At 36.3% G+C, this 24,247-nt stretch carries 20 protein-coding genes and 2 other annotated features; of the genes, 11 read left to right on the top strand and 9 right to left on the bottom strand.

Going from position 1 to position 24,247, the window contains the following annotated elements; genetic code table 11:
• Window positions 1-95: 95 nt before the first annotated feature.
• A complete protein-coding gene (locus NSS71_RS23315) occupies window positions 96-1,106 on the bottom strand; it encodes a DUF3231 family protein (protein ID WP_047944688.1) in 1,011 nt (336 codons plus the stop codon).
• 154 nt (window positions 1,107-1,260) lie between these two features.
• Here NSS71_RS23315 and NSS71_RS23310 point away from each other — a divergent pair, with 154 nt between their 5' ends.
• The 4 genes from NSS71_RS23310 (at window position 1,261) to NSS71_RS23295 (ending at window position 6,533) form a co-directional block, all read left to right on the top strand.
• Window positions 1,261-2,061 (top strand): MurR/RpiR family transcriptional regulator, encoded by an 801-nt coding sequence (locus tag NSS71_RS23310; RefSeq protein ID WP_061801194.1) that lies wholly within the window; start codon window positions 1,261-1,263, stop codon window positions 2,059-2,061.
• A 213-nt stretch (window positions 2,062-2,274) separates the two neighbouring features.
• Entirely contained in the window at window positions 2,275-3,840 is a 1,566-nt protein-coding gene (locus NSS71_RS23305) for a PTS transporter subunit EIIC (protein WP_061801193.1), read from the top strand.
• Window position 3,841: 1 nt separating this feature from the next.
• A complete protein-coding gene (locus NSS71_RS23300; protein WP_047944684.1) occupies window positions 3,842-5,197 on the top strand; it encodes a 6-phospho-alpha-glucosidase in 1,356 nt (451 codons plus the stop codon).
• A 247-nt stretch (window positions 5,198-5,444) separates the two neighbouring features.
• The gene (locus tag NSS71_RS23295) at window positions 5,445-6,533 is read left to right on the top strand and encodes a helix-turn-helix domain-containing protein (RefSeq protein WP_061801192.1); all 1,089 of its coding nucleotides are present in this window, start codon (window positions 5,445-5,447) and stop codon (window positions 6,531-6,533) included.
• Between the two features lie 136 nt (window positions 6,534-6,669).
• On the opposite strand, the gene NSS71_RS23290 is transcribed toward NSS71_RS23295, so the two are convergent.
• Complete coding sequence (locus NSS71_RS23290) at window positions 6,670-7,209, bottom strand: recombinase family protein (protein ID WP_061801191.1); 540 nt, start codon at window positions 7,207-7,209, stop codon at window positions 6,670-6,672.
• A gap of 145 nt (window positions 7,210-7,354) precedes the next feature.
• Here NSS71_RS23290 and NSS71_RS23285 point away from each other — a divergent pair, with 145 nt between their 5' ends.
• Together NSS71_RS23285 and NSS71_RS23280 are read left to right on the top strand one after the other, a co-directional pair.
• The gene (locus NSS71_RS23285; RefSeq protein ID WP_341152071.1) at window positions 7,355-8,818 is read left to right on the top strand and encodes a SulP family inorganic anion transporter; all 1,464 of its coding nucleotides are present in this window, start codon (window positions 7,355-7,357) and stop codon (window positions 8,816-8,818) included.
• An 18-nt stretch (window positions 8,819-8,836) separates the two neighbouring features.
• The gene (locus NSS71_RS23280; protein WP_321198323.1) at window positions 8,837-8,920 is read left to right on the top strand and encodes a universal stress protein; all 84 of its coding nucleotides are present in this window, start codon (window positions 8,837-8,839) and stop codon (window positions 8,918-8,920) included.
• Between the two features lie 111 nt (window positions 8,921-9,031).
• Here NSS71_RS23280 and NSS71_RS23275 read toward each other — a convergent pair whose 3' ends face one another.
• The gene (locus NSS71_RS23275) at window positions 9,032-9,913 is read right to left on the bottom strand and encodes an SMP-30/gluconolactonase/LRE family protein (protein WP_047944681.1); all 882 of its coding nucleotides are present in this window, start codon (window positions 9,911-9,913) and stop codon (window positions 9,032-9,034) included.
• Window positions 9,914-10,175: 262 nt separating this feature from the next.
• Complete coding sequence (aspS, locus tag NSS71_RS23270) at window positions 10,176-11,471, bottom strand: aspartate--tRNA(Asn) ligase (RefSeq protein WP_328283670.1); 1,296 nt, start codon at window positions 11,469-11,471, stop codon at window positions 10,176-10,178.
• 199 nt (window positions 11,472-11,670) lie between these two features.
• Window positions 11,671-11,892 (bottom strand) — a binding site (T-box leader).
• Between the two features lie 141 nt (window positions 11,893-12,033).
• Between aspS and shc the strand changes: the two genes are divergently transcribed.
• Window positions 12,034-13,932, top strand: a complete 1,899-nt coding sequence (shc, locus tag NSS71_RS23265; protein ID WP_144545949.1) for a squalene--hopene cyclase — start codon at window positions 12,034-12,036, stop codon at window positions 13,930-13,932.
• Window positions 13,933-13,993: 61 nt separating this feature from the next.
• On the opposite strand, the gene NSS71_RS23260 is transcribed toward shc, so the two are convergent.
• On the bottom strand, window positions 13,994-14,422 hold the full coding sequence (locus tag NSS71_RS23260; RefSeq protein WP_047944678.1) for a DUF2871 domain-containing protein: 429 nt from the start codon (window positions 14,420-14,422) through the stop codon (window positions 13,994-13,996).
• A gap of 191 nt (window positions 14,423-14,613) precedes the next feature.
• Window positions 14,614-14,868 (top strand) — a binding site (T-box leader).
• Between the two features lie 78 nt (window positions 14,869-14,946).
• Between NSS71_RS23260 and ileS the strand changes: the two genes are divergently transcribed.
• The 4 genes from ileS (at window position 14,947) to NSS71_RS23240 (ending at window position 21,489) form a co-directional block, all read left to right on the top strand.
• Window positions 14,947-18,039, top strand: a complete 3,093-nt coding sequence (gene ileS, locus NSS71_RS23255) for an isoleucine--tRNA ligase (protein ID WP_341133269.1) — start codon at window positions 14,947-14,949, stop codon at window positions 18,037-18,039.
• 148 nt (window positions 18,040-18,187) lie between these two features.
• A complete protein-coding gene (locus tag NSS71_RS23250) occupies window positions 18,188-19,366 on the top strand; it encodes a DHH family phosphoesterase (protein ID WP_061801186.1) in 1,179 nt (392 codons plus the stop codon).
• Window positions 19,367-20,012: 646 nt separating this feature from the next.
• A complete protein-coding gene (locus NSS71_RS23245) occupies window positions 20,013-20,549 on the top strand; it encodes a sigma-70 family RNA polymerase sigma factor (RefSeq protein WP_047944676.1) in 537 nt (178 codons plus the stop codon).
• Window positions 20,530-21,489 (top strand): DUF4179 domain-containing protein, encoded by a 960-nt coding sequence (locus NSS71_RS23240; protein ID WP_047944675.1) that lies wholly within the window; start codon window positions 20,530-20,532, stop codon window positions 21,487-21,489. The genes NSS71_RS23245 and NSS71_RS23240 overlap by 20 nt, the downstream gene beginning before the upstream one ends.
• A gap of 190 nt (window positions 21,490-21,679) precedes the next feature.
• Here the strand turns inward: NSS71_RS23240 and NSS71_RS23235 are convergent, their stop codons facing one another.
• The 4 genes from NSS71_RS23235 to NSS71_RS23220 all read right to left on the bottom strand — a co-directional run bounded on the left by NSS71_RS23235 (window position 21,680) and on the right by NSS71_RS23220 (window position 24,237).
• Window positions 21,680-21,985: a hypothetical protein gene (locus tag NSS71_RS23235; protein ID WP_144545946.1), complete on the bottom strand. Its 306-nt coding sequence runs from the start codon at window positions 21,983-21,985 to the stop codon at window positions 21,680-21,682.
• 224 nt (window positions 21,986-22,209) lie between these two features.
• Complete coding sequence (locus NSS71_RS23230) at window positions 22,210-22,881, bottom strand: 5'-methylthioadenosine/S-adenosylhomocysteine nucleosidase family protein (RefSeq protein ID WP_047944985.1); 672 nt, start codon at window positions 22,879-22,881, stop codon at window positions 22,210-22,212.
• A gap of 288 nt (window positions 22,882-23,169) precedes the next feature.
• Window positions 23,170-23,466, bottom strand: coding sequence for a hypothetical protein (locus tag NSS71_RS23225; protein ID WP_047944984.1), 297 nt, complete (start codon window positions 23,464-23,466; stop codon window positions 23,170-23,172).
• A gap of 339 nt (window positions 23,467-23,805) precedes the next feature.
• On the bottom strand, window positions 23,806-24,237 hold the full coding sequence (locus tag NSS71_RS23220) for a VOC family protein (RefSeq protein ID WP_047944983.1): 432 nt from the start codon (window positions 24,235-24,237) through the stop codon (window positions 23,806-23,808).
• Window positions 24,238-24,247 lie beyond the last annotated feature (10 nt).

Genomic DNA, 24,247 nt, shown 5'->3' with positions numbered 1-24,247 from the left:
GCAACCCCCTGATTGAAAGAGGTTAATAAATATACTTAACTCCAATTTCTTTCCAAAATACAGGAGTTTGTATACACTGTGAATATAATTTCTCTCTATTTCCCTGTTACATCATTTTTAATCTTTATAATTGACGGCGGCTGCTCCACCCAATTATAGTCAATCATTAAATCTGCCCCATCTTTGGCATACTGGCCAATTTCGATCGAAAGCCTATCATAATTAAGTAGCAGGTCACTTCTTTGACTAGCTCCTCCCGCTAATGCATAATTTCCAATTCCTGAGGCACTCAATAAACTTATATGAAACATCATTAATTTATCAGAAAAAGTGCGTACAGTAGAATCTGTAATACCAATATCGGAAGTGTTCGGACTTTGTATCCCTTCTTTTAATAGAGTATCTGTAAATATTTTTAAGTGTTTTTGTGAAATATCTTTTCCTCTTAACATATAAGCCTGTACTTCTTTATTCGTCGTTGTCTGGGCGAAAGCCAAGGTAATCTTAAGTCCCATATTATTCGTCTGTGTATTCATAAAAAGATGGGAAACTTCCACTGCATTTAATGGTCTCTTTTTGTGAAATAAAGAGAAACCACTCAAGTATTTTCTATTTTCAATATAATCGACTTCCTTTGGTACGGAAGTAAAGGGGGCTCGGACTAACAATCCTTTTTTATCAAGAATAGAGGTACTTAACTGATATAGCTTTGAAGTATCCAGTAGTCCCTCTTGAAAAAAACGGATTATATCTTTCCGTGTGCACATTGATAAGAATCCCCCGTATGCCACTAATCCTGCTTTTGCCATTTGATTAATATAGGCTAAACAGAAGGGATCGGTAAACAAGGCTGGGGCCTTTTTATTTACATCGTCTTCTGTGAAGCCATGTGGTATGGCAAATTTATCTTCCAGGAAAATTTTCGCAAAGCGCTTTTCCTGTTTTTGAGCAAATCGGTAAGCAAAGCGAATAGCATCGACAATTTCCCGATCCTTCACATGTTGTACCATATGAGTGAGAACCTGTTTAGACATACAGTTATTTAAATAAGATGTCCACAGAGAAGCAATTTCTGAAGATGTTAGTTTTATATTTGATTGGGACATAAAGTAAAACCTCCAACACTTACATAGTTTTAATAGTATTGGCATCCCTATAGATATTATGCTATGCTATCCAATCAATCCATATAGAAAAAACATCATTTATAATAAAAGAATCCATACTAGACGAAAATATGAACAAGGAATGATGATAGATTTGAAAAATTCAGATATGCTTTTTCTTGATTATACTAATGACAAAAATTTAACCGAAGCAGAGAACGATATTATCCAGTTTCTGATAGAGAAAAAGTTAGCCGGAGAAACGTTAAGTATCCGAGCAGCGGCTAATGATCTCTTCGTATCTACTGCAACCATTATCCGCCTTTGTAAAAAACTTGGTTTTAGTGGGTATAGTGAATTCATTTACAACCTAAATTTAAAAGTAACAAAGATGCTTGATCAAGAAGTGGAATATGTAGATAGTATTCATCAACCATTAATAGAGGCGGTATCCTCCTTTAAGCGTAATTATAAACAAACAATCGACTCACTAGATGAGACAACCATTGAACAGTTCTTATCTCAAATCAATGAAAATAAAATGATATATTTTTATGGCGCTGGCTTTTCCACTCTTTTTTCTAGCTATTTCGCTAAGAAATTAGAGTTATTTGGTTATTACGTTTCCAATACAACTACCAGCGACAGTCGTGCCATTTTTCTCAATAATATTCAAAAATACAAATTACTCATCGCTTTTTCCCGTTCTGGCGAAACAGCTAAAGTACTAGAGAAAGTAAAAATCGCCAAGGATAAAGGCGTAAAAACGATACTTTTCACCGGAAATAATAAAAGCTCAACAGCCAAAATTTCTGATATTGTCTTTACGGTCCTTGACCCTACTATTGAATCTCAACAAGAATTTGAGGTAACCTCCTATGAATCCAATATGTTTATGCTTATTGATTTACTCTTAATTATCGCGATTAAAAGGGGGATTATTAAAGAATATTAACAACTTTCCTTAATAACGCCAAAATAGAGGATGCTCGGGAGAACATCCTCTCTATTTCGTCCATTTGCCTTTCCTTCCATAACGTGTAACATGTTACAGGATTGAAAGACATAGTACACAATGATTGCAACCCCTTTCAAAATTATATGTTCAATTATATACTTTGGATATTAAAAGATATGATAACGCTTACCAAAAAGGGAGGTTTTATAGATGAAAAAGGTCGTAAATGGTCTTCAGCTATTCGGGAAATCCTTATTCGCACCAATTCTCATTCTACCGATTATCGGATTATTTATCGCATTTGGAAATGTTTTCGGAAACGGAAACTTAGCACAATATATCCCGTTTCTAGAACATCCATCTATCCAAAATACAGGGAAATTTATTTCTTCTTCTGCTGTATCAATTTTACAAAACCTTGCTTTAATCTTTGCTGTCGGCATTCCAATTGGCTTAGCTAAAAAGGATAAAGGATATGCTGCTTTAACTGGACTAGTTACCTTCGTTATTTTCATAAATGCCATGCATCAAGTGTTAAGTCTGTCTGGCAGCTTAGTGGCACCAGAGGAAATGCAGCTAGCTGGTCAAGCAATGGTATTAAATGTTCAAGTGTTAGAAATGGGTGTTTTCTCCGGAATTCTTCTCGGTGCTCTAGTTGGTATCTTACACAATAAGTACTGTGACACAGAATTTAAAGGGGTTATGGCCATTTACTCAGGACATCGCTTTGTTGCTATTTTAGCCATCCCTAGTGCCATGATTTTAGGAGCGATTGCTGCAGAATTTTGGCCATTTGTACAAGATGGCATTACAGCTGTTGCAAGCGGCATTAAGAATTTAGGAGTATTTGGCTTACTTATTTATGGATTCTTAGAAAGAATCTTAATCCCAACCGGTCTTCATCACTTAGTTTATACTCCATTTCTGTATACAGAACTAGGTGGAGTAGCCCATATCGGAAACGAAATTATCTACGGAGCGAGAAATATCTACTTTGCTGAAATGGCAGACTCAAGCATTAAAGTACTAAGCAGTACCGTTAACTGGGATGCTCGTGGCCTAAGTAAAATGTTTGGCCTGATGGGTGCAGCTTTAGCCATGTATGTGACAGCAGATAAAAAGAAGAAAACAATCGCAAAAGCCATTCTTCTTCCGGCAGCCTTTACTTCTTTTTTACTAGGAGTAACAGAGCCATTAGAATTTGCCTTCCTGTTCACTGCACCAATCTTGTTTGTGTTACATGCTGTACTTTCAGGTGTAGGAATGATGCTCTTAAGTATCTTTAATGTTCATGCGATTGGCGCTAATGGATTTATTGACTTCCTGCTATATAACTTGCCGCTTGGTACGACGAAATCAAACTGGCCAATGTTTATCTTAGTAGGACTATTAATGGCAGCTATCTATTTCCTACTTTTCCGCTTCTTAATTCTTAAATTAAATTTAAAAACACCGGGTCGCGAAGAGGATACAGAAACAAGTGAGACAGCAAATGCAGAAGCAGCAGCATCTGCTACTGCAAGAAATGACTCCCCCTCTGCTTTAGGTGCAACTATTGTTAATGCATTAGGTGGAAAAGCGAATATTGAAAATGTCGATAATTGCTATACAAGATTGCGCTTAATTTTGAAAGATCCAAATATAGTAGATGAACAAACATTAAAACAAACAGGCTCAAAAGGTATTATCAAGTCTGGTAATAATGTTCAAGTTGTTTATGGCTTAAATGTGAAATCAGTTCGAGACCAAGTAGACCAACAATTAGGAGGTATTTAAGATGAAGACATTTAAATTAGCAGTTGCAGGTGGAGGAAGCACTTATACACCAGGAATTATTCGTAGTCTGATGGATCGTCTAGAGGATCTGCCTCTATCTGAAATTCGTTTCTATGATATTGACGGAGAAAGACAAGCCAAAGTAGTTGTGGCCGCTAAAGCTGTTATTGAGGAATATACAGATAAAATTAAAGTCATTGATACAACAGATCCACAAACCGCATTTGAGGATGTAGACTTTGTATTTGCCCAAATGAGAGTTGGAAAATATGCGATGCGTGAGCTAGATGAGAAAATCCCTCTTTCCCATAATGTAGTCGGACAAGAAACCTGTGGTCCTGGTGGATTAGCTTATGGACTTAGAACGATTGCACCAATGATCGAATTAATCGATTATGTAGAAAAATATGCAAAAGAAACTGCATGGATTGTAAACTACTCTAACCCAGCATCCATTGTGGCAGAAGGAGTACGCAAATTACGACCAAATTCAAGAGTCCTAAATATTTGTGATATGCCGGTAGCAACCATGCGTAATATTGCAGCAATCCTTGGAGTCGAAAGGGAAGAATTAGAAGTAGACTATTTCGGTTTAAACCACTTTGGCTGGTTTACAAGCATTAAAGTGGATGGTGTGGAAAGATTGCCAGAGATTCGCGAACATGTTTATAAATACGGTTTACTGACAGAAGATATTTCCAAAATTGACTATCGTCATGCCGATTCTTCTTGGATTAAAACATTTAAGAACATTAAACTAATCATGGATCATTTTCCAGAATATCTGCCAAACCCTTATTTACAATACTATTTGTTCCCAGATCATATTGTCGAAACTTCTAATAAAGAATATACCCGTGCGAATGAAGTAATGGACGGGCGTGAAAAAACTCTATTTGAAACAGTGAAGAAATATGAAGAGACAGGGATTTTAGAAGATTCCTTCGCGGTTGGTGTACATGGAACATTTATTGTAGATGTAACGGTATCTCTTGCGCAAAATCTAGGAAAAAGATATTTAGTTATGGTAGAAAACAATGGCACGATTCCAAACCTGCCAGCTGATGCAATGATTGAAGTACCTGCACTTATTACTAGTGACGGTCCTAAGCCTGAATTTGTGGGAGATATTCCTTACTTCTATAAAGCAATGATTGACCAACAATTAGCATCTGAAAAGATCTTAGTTGAAGCAATTGTGGAAGGTTCCTACGAAAAAGCATTACAGGCTTTCACTTTAAATAAAACTTTACCATCAGCTAAAGTAGCAAAAGCAGTCCTTGATGATTTAATTGAAGCAAATAAAGAATACTGGCCAACCTTAACAAAGGAATATAAAGAAGGCGTACTAGTATAAGTTTTTAATAGTCCACAAGGAGTTTTGATACTCTTTGTGGACTTTTTTAGTTTCTAAATTGGCATTGGTTTTTATTATGTACCTCGGAAAGACAAGATCCATCATCTATAATTGCAAACAGCTAATTCTACCACCAGTAGAATCATTATTTTTCGCAGATTCAACCAACCGTTGATAGGCACACTTCGGTATGTATGCTAGTATCGAAGTAGACAGTGCGCACTGGAAAAATAAAGGAGATGATAGGATGATTGATTCACGAAAAATTGGTGCTTATATATCTAAATTAAGAAAGGAAAAAGATCTTACCCAAGTAGAGTTAGCAGATAAATTAAATATTAGTCACCAAGCGATATCAAAATGGGAAAGAGGCGAGTCCCTTCCAGATATTACAACCATTCCTGTTATTGCACATGTATTTGATATATCTATTGACCTCTTAATGAATGCGGGGGTTGATAAGATGGACCATTCTAAACAATTAGGAAAAATCGTGCAGCATTTATCGGAGGATAAACCAGAAGAAGTTGCTCATTTAATCAATTCAGGATCCGCACAAGTAAATGAGCTTGTCGATATCGCTCCTATTATTAAATCTAGCCAGCTGAGTAAAGTATCAGAAAAGATGAATACCAATGTTTGGGATATAGACTCCATCGTCCACCTAGCTCCTTTTTTACAAACAGAAGCATTAGATGAAATAGTTATAGAAGCAGCGAAAAAAGCAATCAATTGGAAAATGATACAGCGTATTGCTCCTTTTGTATCTGCACATGCATTAAACAAAATAGCTGATCAGTTAATTAATGAATCCGCTGAACCAATGGAGTTATTGCATCTAGCGCCATTCTTAGAGGAAGAATACATGAATGATATGCTCCTAAAAGTAAGCACAGGCAAGTTAACATGGAGGTTCATTACAGAAATAGCTCCATTCGTAAGTGACACAGCTCTAAATGAGCTTGTTCTGCAAGAAATAAAGGATCCTTTAAATGAAGAAAAGATTCTGCCATTAGCCCCCTTTTTAGAAGAAGAAACAATTGATCAATTGACTTTGATTGCAGGTGGAAGAGGCAGCTGGCCATTCATCCGAAAGATGGCCCCATTTATAGGAGAAGAAACATTAAATATGCTGGTGGATAAAGCAGTAGATGATGAAATAGAATTAGAGGAGCTTACTGAGCTGTCACCTTTTTTAGAGGAAGAAGCGATCGAACGATTACTAGCTCGCATTGATCCTGACAGGCTGTCTCCAGAACTCCTGGCGAAACTGGCTCCGTTTATGGGAGAAAGCTCTTTAGGTACCATTGTTAAACAGTTGCTAAAAACAAATTAAGTTTTAAATGATAAACCAGAACAAACATATGGTTGTTCTGGTTATTGTTTATCTGGAATCTGCTGCTTTTTCTCTTAGATTATAATTATAAAATCCTCTGTGGCTCTCCATCTTTCCTTCTAAAGTAATTTCATGACTAATTCTCCAAATACCGATATAAAGTAGACTTACTTATCCCTGTTTCTTTTTTTATATCTTTCAAGGTATATTTTTTTGATTGATACATCTCGATTGCTTTTTTTACATTCTCATCGGCTTTTCGAGGTCTGCCGCTTGTTTTCCCATGCTGTTTCGCATACTCCATCCCTTTTTTGGTTCTTTCTCGAATAATTTCATTCTGGAATTCTATTAAATGGGACAGCATTTCGGACAATGAATATTTTTTTGTTCTTTCTGTATCAATATCTTCCTTAATTGTCTGTAAATAGGCACCTTTCTTCTCAAGGATATCTAATATCTCCATCAGATGTCTACTCGAGTCTGCAATCGCGAATAATTGCACCACCACAATCTTGTCTCCCTTGGAAAGGGACGACAACAATTCCAATAGCTCTGTTCTATTTTTTGCCGAATCGTGTTCTTCTTTATACACTTGCTCACATATAGATTTTAGTATTTTTAACTGCTGCTCGCAGTGAATATCTGCGATGGTTGGGCGAATATAGCCATATATCATCTTCATTGCCTCCAACGTTATCTCTTTTTCCTATTATAGACAGAAATGAAGACCTTGTAAAAACTTTCCCAAAAATTATTCCTTTTTGGGAATAAACGTGATAGACTACTTTTAGGAAACAGAAGACTATATTGAGGTGAATCATTTGATTGAAAAGATAAAAAGGGAATGGTTTTCGAATATCCGCGGGGATATTTTATCAGGAATGGTTGTTGCCTTAGCGCTAATACCAGAGGCAATTGCCTTTTCTATTATCGCTGGAGTAGATCCGATGATTGGATTATATGCTTCCTTTACAATGGCTGTAGTTATTTCGTTTACAGGTGGAAGACCTGGGATGATTTCGGCAGCTACAGGGGCAATGGCACTATTAATGGGACCATTAGTCAGAGATTACGGGTTGGAATATTTATTTGCTGCTACGATTCTAACTGGTATTATTCAAATTATTTTTGGCGTATTAAAAATAGCCAAGCTGATGAAGTTTATTCCAAGAGCCGTGATGATTGGCTTTGTTAATGCCTTAGCCATCCTTATTTTTATGGCTCAAGTTCCACATCTTATTAACGTAACAAATATAACTTATTTATTCGTTATTATTACATTATTAATTGTGTATATCTTGCCAAGATTTATAAAGATTATTCCTGCGCCGCTGATTGCTATTATTATTTTAACGGCTGTTGCTATTTTTGGAAATGTTAATGTTGCTACTGTTGGAGATTTGGGGAAAATTACACAGTCCTTACCAACTTTCTTCCTTCCAAATGTGCCATATTCCTTTGAAACATTAGCGATTATTTTTCCTTATGCATTGGCTTTATCTATTGTCGGCCTACTGGAATCCTTATTAACATCTTCTATCGTTGATGATGCAACCGATACAGAAAGCAATAAAAATAGAGAAGCAAGAGGGCAGGGAATCGCTAATATTGTGACAGGATTCTTCGGTGGCATGGCTGGCTGTGCAATGATTGGTCAATCCGTCATCAATGTAAAATCGGGAGGAAGAGGCCGATTATCTACCTTTGTTGCCGGAGTCTTTCTTATGTTTTTGATTATGGTATTAGGCAGTCTCGTTGTACAGATTCCAATGCCAGTATTAGTCGGCATTATGATTATGGTTTGTATCGGCACCTTTAACTGGTCTTCCTTCAAATATCTCGTGAATGCGCCAAAGGCAGATGTCGTAGTCATGCTTGTGACAGTCATTATTGTGGTTGCAACCGATAATTTATCCCTTGGCGTTATTGCTGGAGTCCTGTTAAGTGCGGTCTTTTTCGCAGCGAAGATTTCCCATGTTAAGGTGCATAAGCAAGAAAGAACGAATGAAGAGCACTATACGGTGGAAGGTCAATTATTCTTCGCATCTGTTGACAGTTTTATTAAAGCATTTGATACTTCCATTACCAACAACCAGATTTTCATCGATTTTACCCATTCTCATGTTTGGGATGATTCTGCAGTTGGTGCGATTGATAAAATCGCCTTAAAGTTAAAGGAAAACCAGAATACAGTAATAATGACAGGGTTAAATTCCGCTAGTCAAAAGATAGTGGATAAGCTTACTGTTTTTCAAAACCCAAATGCAAAAGTATCTGAGCACTAAATCAGAAAAGGGGCGTAAATGATGTATTCTACTATTCTTTTAGCAATTGATGGTTCGAAAAACTCCTTAAGAGCAACGGAAGAAGCAGCCAAACTAGCATAAAAAGAGCCAAATGCCCTATTAGTTGTTAAATAATCAAATAAGAGAGTGGCTATCTTTTGCCCACTCTCTTTTCTCTATTAAAACGTAATCGCGCTTATAAACTAGTAAGCTTCAGTTCTGATATAAATAAGTCTTGACGCCTTTTATACCTAACTTCACTTTGAATAGTCCTCCTGATTGTGGATGCTCTTTTAACTTCTCATCATCTAAACCAGACCGTGCTGTAGTTATATATAATTCATCCAGCCTTTTTCCCCCGAATGTACAAGAAGTCACATTTGGGACCGGCAAAAGAATTTCCTCTAGTTTTTCACCATTATCGGGATTCCATCTCGATACTTTTCCTCCACCATAATGAGCCACCCATAGCATTCCTTCGCTATCAATCGTCATGCCATCTGGAAATCCCTCTTCCTCAGAGAAATTAATAATCTGTTTTGCCCTCCCTAGCTCTCCTGTTTCTAACTCATATTCATATTGAGTGATAATTTGGGTAGGTGTATCAATATGGTAAAAGTATTTATTATCGCTTGTCCATGCCATTCCATTTGAAATAGTTAAATCGCTCATCTTCGCTGTGCATCTGCCATCTTTTCCAAGACAATAAAGGGCTGCCTCTTTCTTATCATCCCTGCTCATCGTTCCTGCCCACAATCGCCCTTTAGCATCGCACTTGCCATCATTAAATCGATTTCGTGTTAATTCCTTCTCTGGATCCGTCATGAATTCTAGCTGTCCTGTTTCTATATTTAAAAGATGAAAACCGCTATCTAATGTAACAATAAATTCCGTATCTTTTTTACTACAAGGGATAATGGCTGACACTTCACGTTCTAGTTGAATTTGTTTGTGCTTACCAGAGATATGGTTATACATATGTACTTTTTTCCCTTCAATATCTACCCAATATAAGAGATTATTCCTGAAATCCCAGCATGGCCCTTCCCCTAGCTCTGCTTTAGCATCAAGCACTAATTCTACTTCTTCATGCATGCGCTTCCCCCTCCATTATGTATATATAATCTAGCTCCTTTTTATATACCTTTTCTAAAAGGAAAAGAAACCCCTCCCTACCAAATTGTCTAAATTTTTTATGAATAGCTTCTTCTTTTATCGTGTACCCTTGTAAATAAAATTTGCCTCTATTCGTAATGTGGTTCTATTTTTGGACGTCAAAAACTTCCAAATTGATCTACGAGTGTACGAGTAAAGAGCAAATTTTATTTACGTCCAGCACTGGTTCTACAATCTCCTTCTAAGGAATAAGTCTGTCACAGTCTCTTGGAAAAGCACTTGCTTCGCGGATGTTTCCTAAATTTAGAAACTTCATGATGATACGTTCTAATCCAATTCCAAATCCTCCATGTGGTGGCATTCCATAAGCAAAGGAATTGATATAGGTTGTAAACTCACTTGGATTTAACCCTTTCTCCTTAAAAGACTCTATCAGTTCCGTTTGACAATGAATCCTCTGTCCACCTGAAGTAATTTCGCTGCCTTTATATAAAAGGTCAAAGGAATCAGTTAAAGCTGGGTTTTCTTTATTTGGCATTGTATACATTGGTCTCGAAGTTCTTGGATAGTTTGTTATAAAAACAAAATCGCTTCCATACTTATCTTTTATATACCTTCCAATGTATTTTTCCCCTTCCGTATTTAAATCTCCTTCAGGAGAGCTCTTCTGATACTTATCCTTTAATAGCTGCTGTGCCTCTTCTAATGTCATTTTTGGTATATTATTCAATACCGGTATTTCGATTTTTAATAAATCTAACTGGTTTGAACAATGCTCCTTTACATACTGAAAAGTATATTGAAGAACCCGCCTTTCCATCTCCATTACTTCTTCCACATTGTCAATAAAGCCGATTTCAACATCTAGGGAAATATATTCATTTAAGTGTCTAGATGAATTATGCTCTTCTGCTCTATATACAGGTGCAATTTCAAACACTCGTTCAAACCCAGCGCCAACCATCATTTGTTTATAAAATTGAGGGGACTGCGCTAAATAAGCATGCTTATCAAAATAGTTAAAGGTAAAAACATTAGCACCGCCTTCTGCTCCCTGTGAAACAATTTTCGGTGTAAAAATGCGCGTAAAGCCTTCAGTAGTTAGGAACTCTGTAAAACCTTTTACAAACATAGATTGAATCGTAAAAATAGCATTAATTTGCTCATGTCTTAATGATAGAACTCGGTGGTTTAATAAATGATCTAATCCTACCTTAACATGGTTCTTATTAATTTCGAATGGCAAAGGGCCAGCTTCTGCTAGAATCGTTAATTCCCTTACTTGAAGCTCTACTCCATTTGCTGTTTTTTCCGTATCAACAAGAACTCCAGTCACCTGAACGACACTTTCTGTCTCTATCTTCAGTTGATTCTGCTCTTGCTCAAGGACACATTGAATCGTTCCCGTGCGATCTCTTAATAACAAGAAACCAACCTTTCCGAGCTGTCGGATTTTCTTCACCCAGCCCTTTAATACTACTTCCTTTCCAACATACTGTTCGCACTCAGAGATGAGTACCCTTTTTGAAGATTCCATATCGTTGTTCCTCCTAAAATAATCAGTAATTTTTTTTGATTCATATCGTTATCATCATCATCATCCACGGTACTCACCTCCTTATAAGAAAAGCCCTATCTTTTTGCTCTGTACACATTTGAAACAAAAATACGATGGTAGAAAACTGTCGTGAACCTATCTTGTAATTTAGAAAAAAACAACAAAAAACCGCCCCTATAAAAGGGACGGATTATCCGCGGTACCACCCAAATTGTTCTTTTCAAAAAAACCACTTGTATCATAACGGTGATGGCCGGTTACTCCTACTAATTGTTTGTACAATCTTCAAAGTAACACTCACAGATGTCTTCACCAAAGACTTTTACACAATCTTTTCAGCTGCCGACTGCTCTCTTTTGAAAAAGTTTCTTAGGCTACTCCTTCTGATCAACATGTTCGCTCCATTAAATTATGTTTTATTATAGTCCTCTTCCTTTCCAATTTCAACCACTAAAAAAAGAAAATATAAACATTTCTGAATATGATTTTCCTTTTGATGCATAAAGTTTACTAATACGATCTTAAAGTTGAGGTGACTTTATTGAATACAATTCTCGAAACAGTTGAAAAAGAGCAACGTAGACGGATAAAGAAACTTGTTGAACATCAGCAGACAGATGGATCTTTTCAATTCCGTTTTCAAGGTAGCTTAATGACAGATGCTTTTTATATCATTACGATTAGAGCTTTAAATATCGAAACCGAAGAAGAAAACATCCGTCTTTTGACTAAAACACTGCGTACAACCCAGGAGAAAGAAGGGTATTGGAAGGCATATCGTGATGAGCCAAATGGTCATTTATCAGCAACCATTATTGCGTATACTGCCCTTCTATACTCTGGCCATTATACGAAGGACGACCAACAGATGAAGAAGGCAAGATCATTTATTATAAAAAATGGCGGTTTAGCGAAAGCTCATTTTATGATAAAATGGATGCTTTCCGTCAATGGTTTATACCCATGGTCCCATATGATATACATTCCGATGACATTTTTATTGCTGCCAACGTTTCAGCCTATTAACTTCTACCAATTTAGCGCCTATGCCCGGATTCACTTCATTCCTATGTTAATAGCATCCAATAAAAAGTTTACCCTTCAGCCAAAAGCAAAGCTAGATGATTTATTTGTAAGAGGTATAGCTCTTTATCCATCTTACGAATACCTAGAAAACGAGCGGTCACCCCTTACCTTCCTGTGGAACGAAATGAAAAGAATCGGAAAATTCCCAGCCTATCTTCATCATTTAGGATTTCAATATGGCGAAAAATATATGCTAGATCGACTCGAAGAAGATGGAACGCTCTACAGTTATGCCAGTGCCACTTTCTTTATGATTTATGCCTTGCTTGCTCTTGGCTATAAAAAAGACTCACCTGTTATTAAAAAAGCAGTTTCAGGTCTCTCCTCTCTTATTGATAAAAGAGGGGAACTCAGCCACCTAGAAAATTCTACCAGCACCGTGTGGGATACAGGATTAATTAGCTATACATTACAACAAGCGGGCATGACTTCAGAATCTATTACGATAAAAAAAGCAACAAAATATCTTCTAACAAAGCAACATACAAAAAGAGGCGATTGGCAGGTTCATAATCCCCGTACAGAACCTGGCGGGTGGGGATTTTCTGACATTAACACTAATAATCCAGACAATGATGATACCTCAGCTGTTCTACGCGCCTTAACCGCTGCAGCTGCAAAAAATCCAACTGTTCATCAAGCTTGGCAAAAGGGCACAAACTATTTGCTTTCCATGCAAAACAGAGATGGCGGATGGGGCGCCTTTGAAAAAAATACAGATTGGGAAATACTTAAACTCGTTCCTATTGAAAATGCAAAAGATGCAGCAGTAGATCCATCTACCGCTGACTTAACAGGAAGAGTTCTAGAATATTTAGGTAATTTTGCACATCTGCGTTATACACATCCTCATATAAAACTGGCTGTAGATTGGCTAAGCGATAATCAAGAGAAAAATGGCTCTTGGTATGGCAGGTGGGGAGTCTGTTATATTTACGGTACATGGGCTGCCCTTACAGGTTTAACAGCTGTTGGTATGTCTTTAAATCATCCAACAATCAAAAAGGCAGTAACTTGGCTGAAGAGAATTCAACATTCAAATGGCGGATGGGGAGAATCCTGTCAAAGCTGTGAAAAACTAACGTATGTGCCGCTGCCGTTTAGCACGGAATCACAAACAGCTTGGGCTGTCGATGCTTTAATCGCAGCAGGAGAAGGAGCGAGCAGAGAAGTAAAAAGGGGAATACAATATTTATTAGAAGAAAAAAGGGAGAATCATACCATTACTTATCCAACAGGCATCGGCTTACCAACTCAATTCTATATTTATTATCATAGCTATAATCATATTTTTCCATTACTTGCGCTATCCCATTATAGAATTGACCTCCTCAACAAGCTGGCAAATTCTTAAATTAATCTAGCGTTTTTCCGAAGCAGCTGCTCTCAATAAGCTTCGGAAAAACAGCTCTTGTCTACTTCGTCCGAATATTTTCATGATGATTTTTTTTCAATAAAAGAAAAAACAGGACTAATCCGATAGTAACGGCAATATGGCCTAGGCCCGCGATTCCCGAAATAGCAGAATCTAACCCGCTTGATAAATCAAACTCAAGCACTTGCAGCGTTCCTCTAATAATCATTAGCGTAATAGTAGAAAGCACTCCAATATTGTAAAAATAAAAGAATACATCAAAGTTTTTGAGTGTATGGATTTTCATTGTATAACAGAATAGATAGACGATTAACATAATCATCATTCCTAAAGCAAACGAATGAGTATGCACCACGGAGAGCTGGGTCTCACCTGTAAAATCTCTCATTTTTGTAAATTCTCTATAGTAAACACCACTAACCAATCCTAAAATCGCATAAAAAAAGGCTATATTTAATACTTTCTTCATGTCTCTACTCCCTTTCAAGCCTATTCAATCACTACCTATCATTCTAACAAAATCCCAGTCTCGATACTATGACAGTTTTGTGGCTGTATTTCCTCCCACTTCTCATGTTTTATTTTTTTATCTTAAATTAGGTTAATGTCTCTTGAGTTTACCATTTAAAAGTGCTATCCTATACAAAACATTCCAATTCATAGAAATCGATGAAGAGAAAAAGTACGTTTTGTGTCCCTTTTAGCGAGCTGGGTATGGTGGAAGCCAGTAAGGAAAGCAAACCGGAAAAATCATCTCTGAGATGCAAGGCAGAACCCGAGCAGTTAGTAAGTCTTGACGGATTTCCACCGTTAAAAGGAACACGTATGATAGTACGTTGACTAAGCGCTGTTTGCTTTTTGCCAAGCAGAATTTGGGTGGTAACGCGGGTTATAAATAATACACTCGTCCCTACATAGGGACGGGTGTTTTTTTATTTCCGAAAAATATCTTTCTATACTGGAATGTTTATTGATTATTATGGAGGGATATGGATGGAAACACCAAAAGAAACAGACAGAGGCCGCGAAGAAAGAATTCTCGCTTTTTGGGAAGAAGAGCAAATTTTTCAAAAATCAATTGAACAGCGCAAAAATAAAGAACCCTTTGTATTTTATGAAGGACCGCCAACAGCCAATGGGCTTCCGCACGTCGGGCATGCGTTAGGTAGAACGATCAAGGATATCATTGCCAGGTTTCAAACAATGAACGGCAAACAAGTCATTCGCAAAGCGGGCTGGGATACGCACGGGCTTCCGGTGGAATTAGGCGTAGAAAGGGCACTCGGTATTTCCGGAAAACAAGAAATCGAAAAATATGGCGTGATTCCTTTTATTGAACAATGTAAAGCTAGCGTATTCTCCTATGAACAACAATGGCGCACATTTACAAAAGAACTAGGCTATTGGGTTGATATGGATGATCCTTATATGACCATGAGTAATGATTATATTGAATCTGTTTGGAATATCCTTGGTAGCATTCATGAGAAGGGCTGGCTGTATAAAGGGCATCGTGTTTCTCCATATTGCCCTAGCTGTCAGACCTCCTTAAGCTCACATGAGGTGGCTCAAGGTTATAAAGATGTAAAAGATTTAAGTGCTACTGTCAAATTCAAGCTTGCTTCAAAGGAGAATGAATATGTACTAGGCTGGACAACGACCCCGTGGACATTACCAGCAAATGTTGCATTAGCAGTTCATAAAGACTTGGACTATGTAAAGATTAAAATGGAGGACGATGTATTTATCATCGCTAAAAATAGATTACAGGCAGTATTTGGTACAGAGGGAGAGGTGATCGAACAATTAAAAGGGGAAGACTTACTCGGACTTTCCTATATAGCACCATTTTCTTACGTGCAAGTGGAGAAAGGTCATACTATTCATCATGGTGATTTCGTCACAAGTGACAGTGGAACTGGAATTGTCCATATTGCCCCAGCTTATGGCGAAGATGATTATCATCTTGTGCAAGCGAACGACCTTTCTTTTGTCCATGTAGTTGATGAAAGGGGAAGATATAAAGAAGCCATTACCCCTTTAGCAGGCACCTTTGTAAAAGATGGAAAAGCGGATGTCGAGATAATCAAAATGCTTCATCAAAAGGGACTGTTATTCCATAAAGAAAAATATGAACATTCCTACCCACATTGCTGGCGCTGTGACACAGCTCTTTTGTATTATGCAACCGAAAGCTGGTTTATCAAAACAACCGCAGCAAAGGAAATGCTGATCGCGAAAAATCAAGAGGTAAACTGGTACCCTGAACATATAAAAGATGGCCGTTTTGGAAATTTCCTTAATGGATTAGTCGATTGGAATATAAGCCGAAACCGTTATTGGGGAACTCCACTAAACGTATGGCAATGTACTTGCTGCCAAACAGAAATAGCTCCTAAAAGCATAGCACAGCTAAAAAAATATACGAAGAATCCTTTTGACCATTTAGAATTGCACAAACCGTATGTAGATGAACTAATCTTAACTTGTCCCTCATGCAGTGGGGAAATGCATCGAACACCAGAAGTGATCGACGTATGGTTTGATAGTGGCTCCATGCCATTTGCCCAATATCATACACCTTTTGAGAATAGCGGCATACTTCAACAGCAGTTCCCTGCAGATGTAGTTGTGGAAGGAATCGATCAAACAAGAGGATGGTTTTATTCACTGTTAGCTGTTTCCGTCCTTTATTCTGGCAAAGCACCATATAAAAATGTGGTAGCAACAGGGCATGTACTAGATGAACAAGGACAAAAAATGTCTAAAAGCAAAGGCAATGCATTAGACCCTGTAAAGCTTATCCAAACATATGGCGCAGATGCACTACGGTGGGCGCTTGTGGCAGACAGTGCTCCATGGAATCAAAAGAGATTCTCAGAAAAAAATGTCCAAGAGGCAAAATCAAAGATTATTGATACATTCTTAAGTTTATTTCATTTCTATTCCCTATACGCTGAAATAGATCATTTTGATCCGAATTTACCAAGAGCTAATAACCTCCCAATTATGGATCGCTGGATTCTTTCTCGCTTAGAAACGACATCGATAGTTGTCCAAACGGAGATGGAACAATATCAATTGACCAATGCCGCCAGAAAAATCGCTGCATTAATGGATGATATAAGTAATTGGTATATTCGCAGAAATCGCGAGCGATTTTGGAGTAGGGGAATGTCAGAAGACAAACTTTCTGCTTTTCAAACCTTATATAGTGTTTTAATCCATTTATCACAATTATTAGCTTCGTTTATTCCCTTTACATCTGAAAGTATTCATCTTGCCTTAACAGGGAAAAGCGTTCATTTAACTAATTTCCCTTCCAGAAACTCTGAAAGGGTAAATAAACAATTAGAAGAACAAATGGAAAAAGTAAAAGAAGTGGTTGAGCTCGGAAGAAGTCTTCGTCATCGGTTTCAAATAAAAACAAAACAACCGTTGGCTACATTATTGATGTTCTCGAACAACAGTAACCAGAATACTGATTTTTTACAGTTTGAATCTATCATAAAAGAAGAACTAAATGTAAAAAGGATTAACTGGCTAGATTCACAAGAAGATTATGTTCAATATTCTTTAAAACTTGATTTTAAAAAGGCAGGTCCAAAACTAGGAAAAAGTGTTAAATTTATAAAGGATAAATTACAAGCTGCAACAGAAGAAGAGATAAATTTATTTAGAAATAAAGGATATTTAACTTTCCAACTAGAAAGTAAAGAATGTATTACCTTAACAGGGGAAGAAATACTTCTCCAAAGAAAGACAAATCTACCTGGATATCATGAGGCTTCCAATAAAAATTTCACCGTAATGCTTGATACTACCATATCAGAGGCATTAAAAAAGGAAGGGAACATCAGAGAACTGATTCGTTCTGTCCAAGATTTGCGGAAAGAAAAGAACTTGCCAGTCGATAAGAAAATTGATTTATATATCGACTGTCCAGTCACTTTCCAACAAACGATTATGGAATATCATTCTCTTATTCATAAAGGAGTTATTCTCCATGAGCTTCTATTCGAAAGAATAACAGAAATGAAAGAGCTTCAAATAGACGGCGAAAAAGTATCCATTGGATTGAAATAACCATTCAAAAAGGCTGTCTCACATATGGTGCACAACCTATCTGAGACACCTTTTTTCTTTGTAAGAATGTGTTTTTCAAAAAGAAATTAGCCGTAATCGGTTCTATTTTTTTCATATTAGATTATACTATTGGGCAGGGGTGAAAAAAATGTACAAACTATTATCGCATAATGACCTAGATGGAGTTGGCTGCGGCATTATTGCAAAACTCGCATTCGGAGAAGACGTAGAGGTGCGTTATAATTCCGTATCTTTTCTCAACCAAGAAGTAGAAAAGTTCTTAGATCAAAAAACGGAAGACACTTTTCTCTTTATTACCGATCTTTCTGTCAATGAAGAAAATACGATTCGATTAGATGACTATTATAAAAAGGGTGGCAAGGTACAACTAATCGACCATCATAAAACAGCTCTTCATTTAAATGATTTTGAATGGGGATTTGTGTCTGTTCAAGATGAGGATGGAACTTTGACTAGTGCCACGTCTTTATTATATGAATACCTTGTAAAACATGAATACATGACTCCCTCTCCAGCAATATCAGAATTCGTGGAGTTGGTAAGACAATATGATACATGGGATTGGGAAAGAAACAATAATTTAGAAGCACAACGTTTAAATGCACTTTTCTATCTTATTTCATTTGATGAATTTGTGGAAAAAATGGTTACACGATTAAAGGAAAGTGATCATTTCTACTTCGATGAGCTAGAAACACAGATTCTAGATATGGAAGAAAAGAAAATTGACCGTTACATCCGTCGGAAACGTCGTGAACTTGTCCAAAAGGAAATAGACGGTTTGTATGCAGGCATTGTATATGCAGAGCAATACCATTCTGAATTGGGGAATGAACTTGGCAAGGAATATCCTCATTTAGATTACATAGCAATTGTTAATATCGGTGGAAAAAAACTTGGATTCCGCACGATTCATGATCATGTAGATGTATCAAAAGTGGCGGGCGTATACGGCGGGGGAGGTCATGTAAAGGCATCTGGCTGCAACTTAACCGATAAAGCATACCAAAATTACTGCTTAGAAACCTTTGCCTTAGAGCCTTTAAGGGAAGACCCGAAAAAGAATGAATACAATAAAAAAGACTCTCCTCTTGGGACTTTATTTGAAAATAAACAAGATGAGGTATTCTTCCTTTATCAAGTGAGCAAAAACCAGTGGGCAATAAACCATAAAAAAACAAAGCTTCCACAAACCTTCTCTACCTTCCTACAAGGAGAAATCTTCCTGCGCCGAAATTATGGCGTATGGCTTGCAAGAGATGATAAATACATTCGCTACGTAATGGACTTTGTTAAACATAAATAATATTGCCAAAAAACCATTTTGAATAAAGATTGTTCAAAATGGTTTTTCTATTAATAACTTTGTTAGATTTTTTATAATAAAGTTTGATTATTTCTATACTTTTTTATTCAACTAACGCCCACGTTAGTTTAAGTACAATACTTCACAATCTTTTCTATGACTTTATGAACTTAATTCCTTAAATGCGTTATCAATGCAAAAATTACGCCACCTTTTTTGGCGTTCTCGCCAAATTTTTGTGGATTTACAACTAGTAATATGCAAAGTCTTATGCAATAACTGAGATTGTACAGCATTGTTCAATATACTTCCAAAACGTTGTTGTAACTGACGTTCAAAGAACTTGCATAAAACCGTGTATAAATAATGTTCATAGAAAAAGCCACAAAATGTTGATTTAACGATTACTTGTGGCTTTTTAATATACTCCCAAACTTTTATTTGGGAACGTTTATTAAGCTTAACTTGTATACTTTATACTAGTGTTGAAATCCTTGTTGTACTAAATAACGCCTCTAATTGCATTTTAAAGTAGTGTAAACTAAAGTATTAAAACAATTCCAAATTACAGGTTTCTAAAATCTTTTTAGATTTTGAAACTTTATCATACAGTTATTTGCTCTAATAAGTGAAAGGAGGTCAGCTCATGACTAATAAAGCTCATCTAGCTTTTAAAGCTATTCATGGAGATCAGCTCGCGTTTGAGGAGTTATTAAAAATTGAAAGTGAGAAATTATATAAAATCTCCTTTCTCCATATGCAAAATAAAGAAGATGCATTAGACGTAATTCAAGAAGCTACCTGCAAAGCTTATTTATCAATCACTCAACTGAAGGAACCAGCCTACTTTAGCACGTGGCTTGTAAAAATTTTAATTCGTACAGCTTACAGAGAATTAGAACGTAAAAAGAAATCGATTGCCTTACCAGAAGAAACAATCACCTACATTCTAGAATCGAACCAAAAGGAAGAGCCTACCCTTGATTTATCAGAACCTCTTTCTACATTAAAGTCAGAATATAAGAATGCCATTTTATTGTTTTATTATTATGATTTACCGATTCACACCATTGCCAATTCGATGGGCAAGCCTCCATCGACAATAAAAACGTATTTGCGAAGAGCAAAACTAGTATTAAAACAAAAGTTAGGAGATGACTACTATGCACAAAGATTTACATAACATTGAAGTACCAAAAGAAGAAGTTTTCCAAGCAATTCGTTTAGGCATTGAGCAAGCGCAACTGGTGGAGAAGAAAACGAAACGTAAAAAGATGACAAAGCGCATGACGTATTTTACGTCTGCAGCAGCAGCTATGCTCCTTGCTTCAGGCTTTATTTTTATACCTGTTTCGAATGTATTGGCACAAGTCCCGTTAATAGGTGGCATTTATGAAAAATATCAAATGTCGATTGGTGAACAACTTGCCGAAGAGCAACTACTTACTGAAACGTCACTCATTGCAAACGATCAAGATGTTCAGGTAGAAATCACATCTGTTTTTTATGATGCAGCATATGTTGGCATCACATTTAAAGCAACTGGTGCAGTGAAGAATACAATAGGTGGCAATCAGGGACCAGAAGCTGGTTTTACCTACGAAATGTTTGATGGCAAAGACGTGTCTACATGGGGTGGTTCACTGGGGGCATTGACAAAAACTGAAGGTGGTTATACAGGTGCACTTATTTTAGATGTTCCTTCTGATTTTACTGAAAATGTCATCTCGTTACCTATTACATTTACGCATATGGCGGGCATTCGAGGAGAATGGTCATTTGATTTAGCTGCCGAAAAGCTGCCGTCCAAGCAACAACTCATTAATCAACAGGTTATTTCTCAAAATAAGGAACTTAACATTACATTTGAGGATATTCGAATTGGCCAAACGAATGCAACAATTTCTTATTCAGTTAACTTTGCACAAGCTTTTGAAGGGCAAACTTATACTTTTGAAGCATATAGTATGGATGGAAAAAAAATAAGCTTTAATCATATTAGTGATAGCACTCTTTTATTAGAGCTACCTAGAGACACAACTTCTATAAAAGTCGTTCCTGTATTAAAAATTAGTAGTGCTGAAACAGAGCAATTGAAGCCTGTTATAATTGATTTAAATTAACGAATAGTAAAACCCGTTCAGAATGTTTTGAACGGGTTTTATAAATTCTTATTGAGTAACATTCCATTCAGAGGTGGCTAATAATGCCACCACTTAATTGGATGTCTAGGTTAGTTACCAAAGTGTCATTTGGGAATGTTATTATAATTGAAACTGCATATTATATAAATTTTACTACACTTCAACATCCTTAAAATCGGATTGCTTTTTTAGGTAATGTCTTTGGAACTTCTATTAACCGTGCGACTTTTTTCCCTTTAATAAATCTGACATTATTCAACCAATAGACAAAAGCATCTGTACGGTAACTAACTCCATAAACAGGATTTCCTTCTTCATCTTGATAATGTATTTCCCAATAAGGATGCTGGTTCTCTCGGTCAAATAGCCAAATCCAAAAATCTCTTTGTAATCGCTTAATATTTCTCCCGACTTTTGCAGGACAAATCATATACTCTATATCATCATCATAATCAAGTCCGACTTTAACAATCATGTTCCATGCCCACCTTTTTATGTAATGGATTTACAGAATAATATTACCATAAATGTAATTATGTATTTTAGGTTCCCAAAGCGTCGTTTGGTAGGTTTTTTACTTAGCGTTGTAAATCTACGATGTTCCTTGTTGCGCTAACCTGCCCCGTTTCTACAATAAGGATTTCAACAGAAGCGGGCATTAATCCATCAACATCATCTTTCTATTGACTTTAAATCAATTTAAATAAATCTCTTTAGATATTCCCCAAATATTTTGTTCATAACTTTTGGTGTGTTTTCTAAATATACATTAATTTGTTCAATGTTTGATTCGAATTTATTACAGTTTCTTTCATCTGTTGGGAAATCAGATATTCCTTTAATGATAATGCATTCAACATCATTCTTCTTACAAATATAAGCAATAGCACCCGCTTCTGTATCTGCTATTGTTATTTTGTTTTCTTTTAGTTCTAAATAGTCCTTCCACATAACTACTGCTTTATCAGCGGTGGCAATTGTTCCAGTATAAAAATCATTTCCGTATTTCGATAGATCAATATCGACTATGAAGGATTGTTTAATAAGAGGTTCAATTTCTTTTACTGTACAATCATATTGAACGGCTTTATCAGGTATAAAAATATCCAAATTACTGAATTTATCATCTATTCCTGCACACGTTCCAGCAACGATTACTTTAGTTAAGTTAAATTTAGAAATCATATACTGATTTCCACCGACACCATTTACTTTTCTTACACCTGTGCTATAAAAAACAAGTTCAGTATCATTTATTGTTGTTGTAAAATACTCGCCATAAGGATAACCGAAACATTCGTTATCTTCTATGCTAAAGTATTCTAATGTCGCTTCATATTCCCACTTTGTTGCAATGCTTATTCCTATCATTGACTTATCACCCTACAAATTTAAATTGTCACTATTGAATTCATATAAACGGTCTGAATCTTCTTTACTATGTTTATGTTCATCGTTAATTCGTTATTAATATGTAAATATCCTTCTTCCGCTAACCTGCCCCTATAGCGACAAAAGAAGCATCTTATTTATTATAGGAATGTAGCACGATCTTTCTAAAGAATTTTTCATTAGGTTTTATTGATAAATGTTAAAAACACCACTAGAGCAAAAATAATAAACTTAGGGAAACACTATTTAGGGCTTGCTACTCAAGATTTATTCTAAGAATGGTTTAATTAATTTCTGAATTTCATCGTCATCCAATCTCTCGGACATTTCTTCTAAGAACTCTCCAACCGGTAATAACTCCACTGAAAAATCCTTATATAGCTCTTTAGAAACATGCTTTAAAACTTTATAGTACTCTTCAGCTAGTTGATATAAATCATTCTCTTTGGTATCCCTTTCTGGTAGTAACCTATTAAATATATATAACCTTTCAATAGTCATCTCATAGTTATTTAGCAGGGCAGTTATTGGGTCTGGAATTGAAAGTGTTTTTATTTCAGTCATGTATATCCCCCTTCGCATATATCTACATAATTTCTAAAAAGCGAAATTTTCATTATAAATCTGATTTACTAGCCATATGGATTACATCATCTTCTGATAAATTTAGTAAGTTCATTTAAATATTCACCAAAAAATATGTAAATCCTTCTTTCACTAAACTGCCCCGTTTCTTCCATAACTATAGAATAAACAAGTTAACATAATCAAATAATTATAGATTCTCTTAATCACCTACATTTACTGAAAAAAACTCTATCCTAATTTAATTTAAATATTAAATGTCTTTTAATCCAACTTTCCTTTAAATAATCAGTCTTTATTTTAAAACGCCATTTCCTTTTAAAAATCAATCATTGCTCCTCTTTCATCAAATACAGAATCAGGATTCCAAGCAACTTCCCAGAGATTATTTTCTGGATCGGCAAAATAAGCTGTTCTTCCGCCCCAAAAGGCATCGCTTGCCTCTCTAATAATCTTCCCGCCTGCTTCTTTGACTTTTTCCATCACTGCGTCTACATCCTCAAGGGTATTTACATTAATAGCAAAGGTAGCCCCTCGATAACCCTCCATAGGATTTTGCAGTTCTACTCCTGCATCCTTCGCTAATTCCTCTAATGGAAACAATGTTAGCAAAACACCTGCTGTCTTAAAAATAGCATATTGATCAGAGCTTGATTCCTTTTCCAGCCAGCCAAGCCGCTGATAGAACCTTCGCAATTCCGGTAACCGTAATGCTCCTATGGTAAGCAATGAAACTCTTTGTGGAACCATTTGCAAAAAC

It is taken from the genome of Niallia sp. FSL W8-0951 (assembly GCF_038006525.1).
GTDB classification, from domain to species: Bacteria; Bacillota; Bacilli; order Bacillales; family Cytobacillaceae; genus Niallia; species Niallia circulans.
This window is presented reverse-complemented; position numbering and strand designations above follow the sequence as displayed.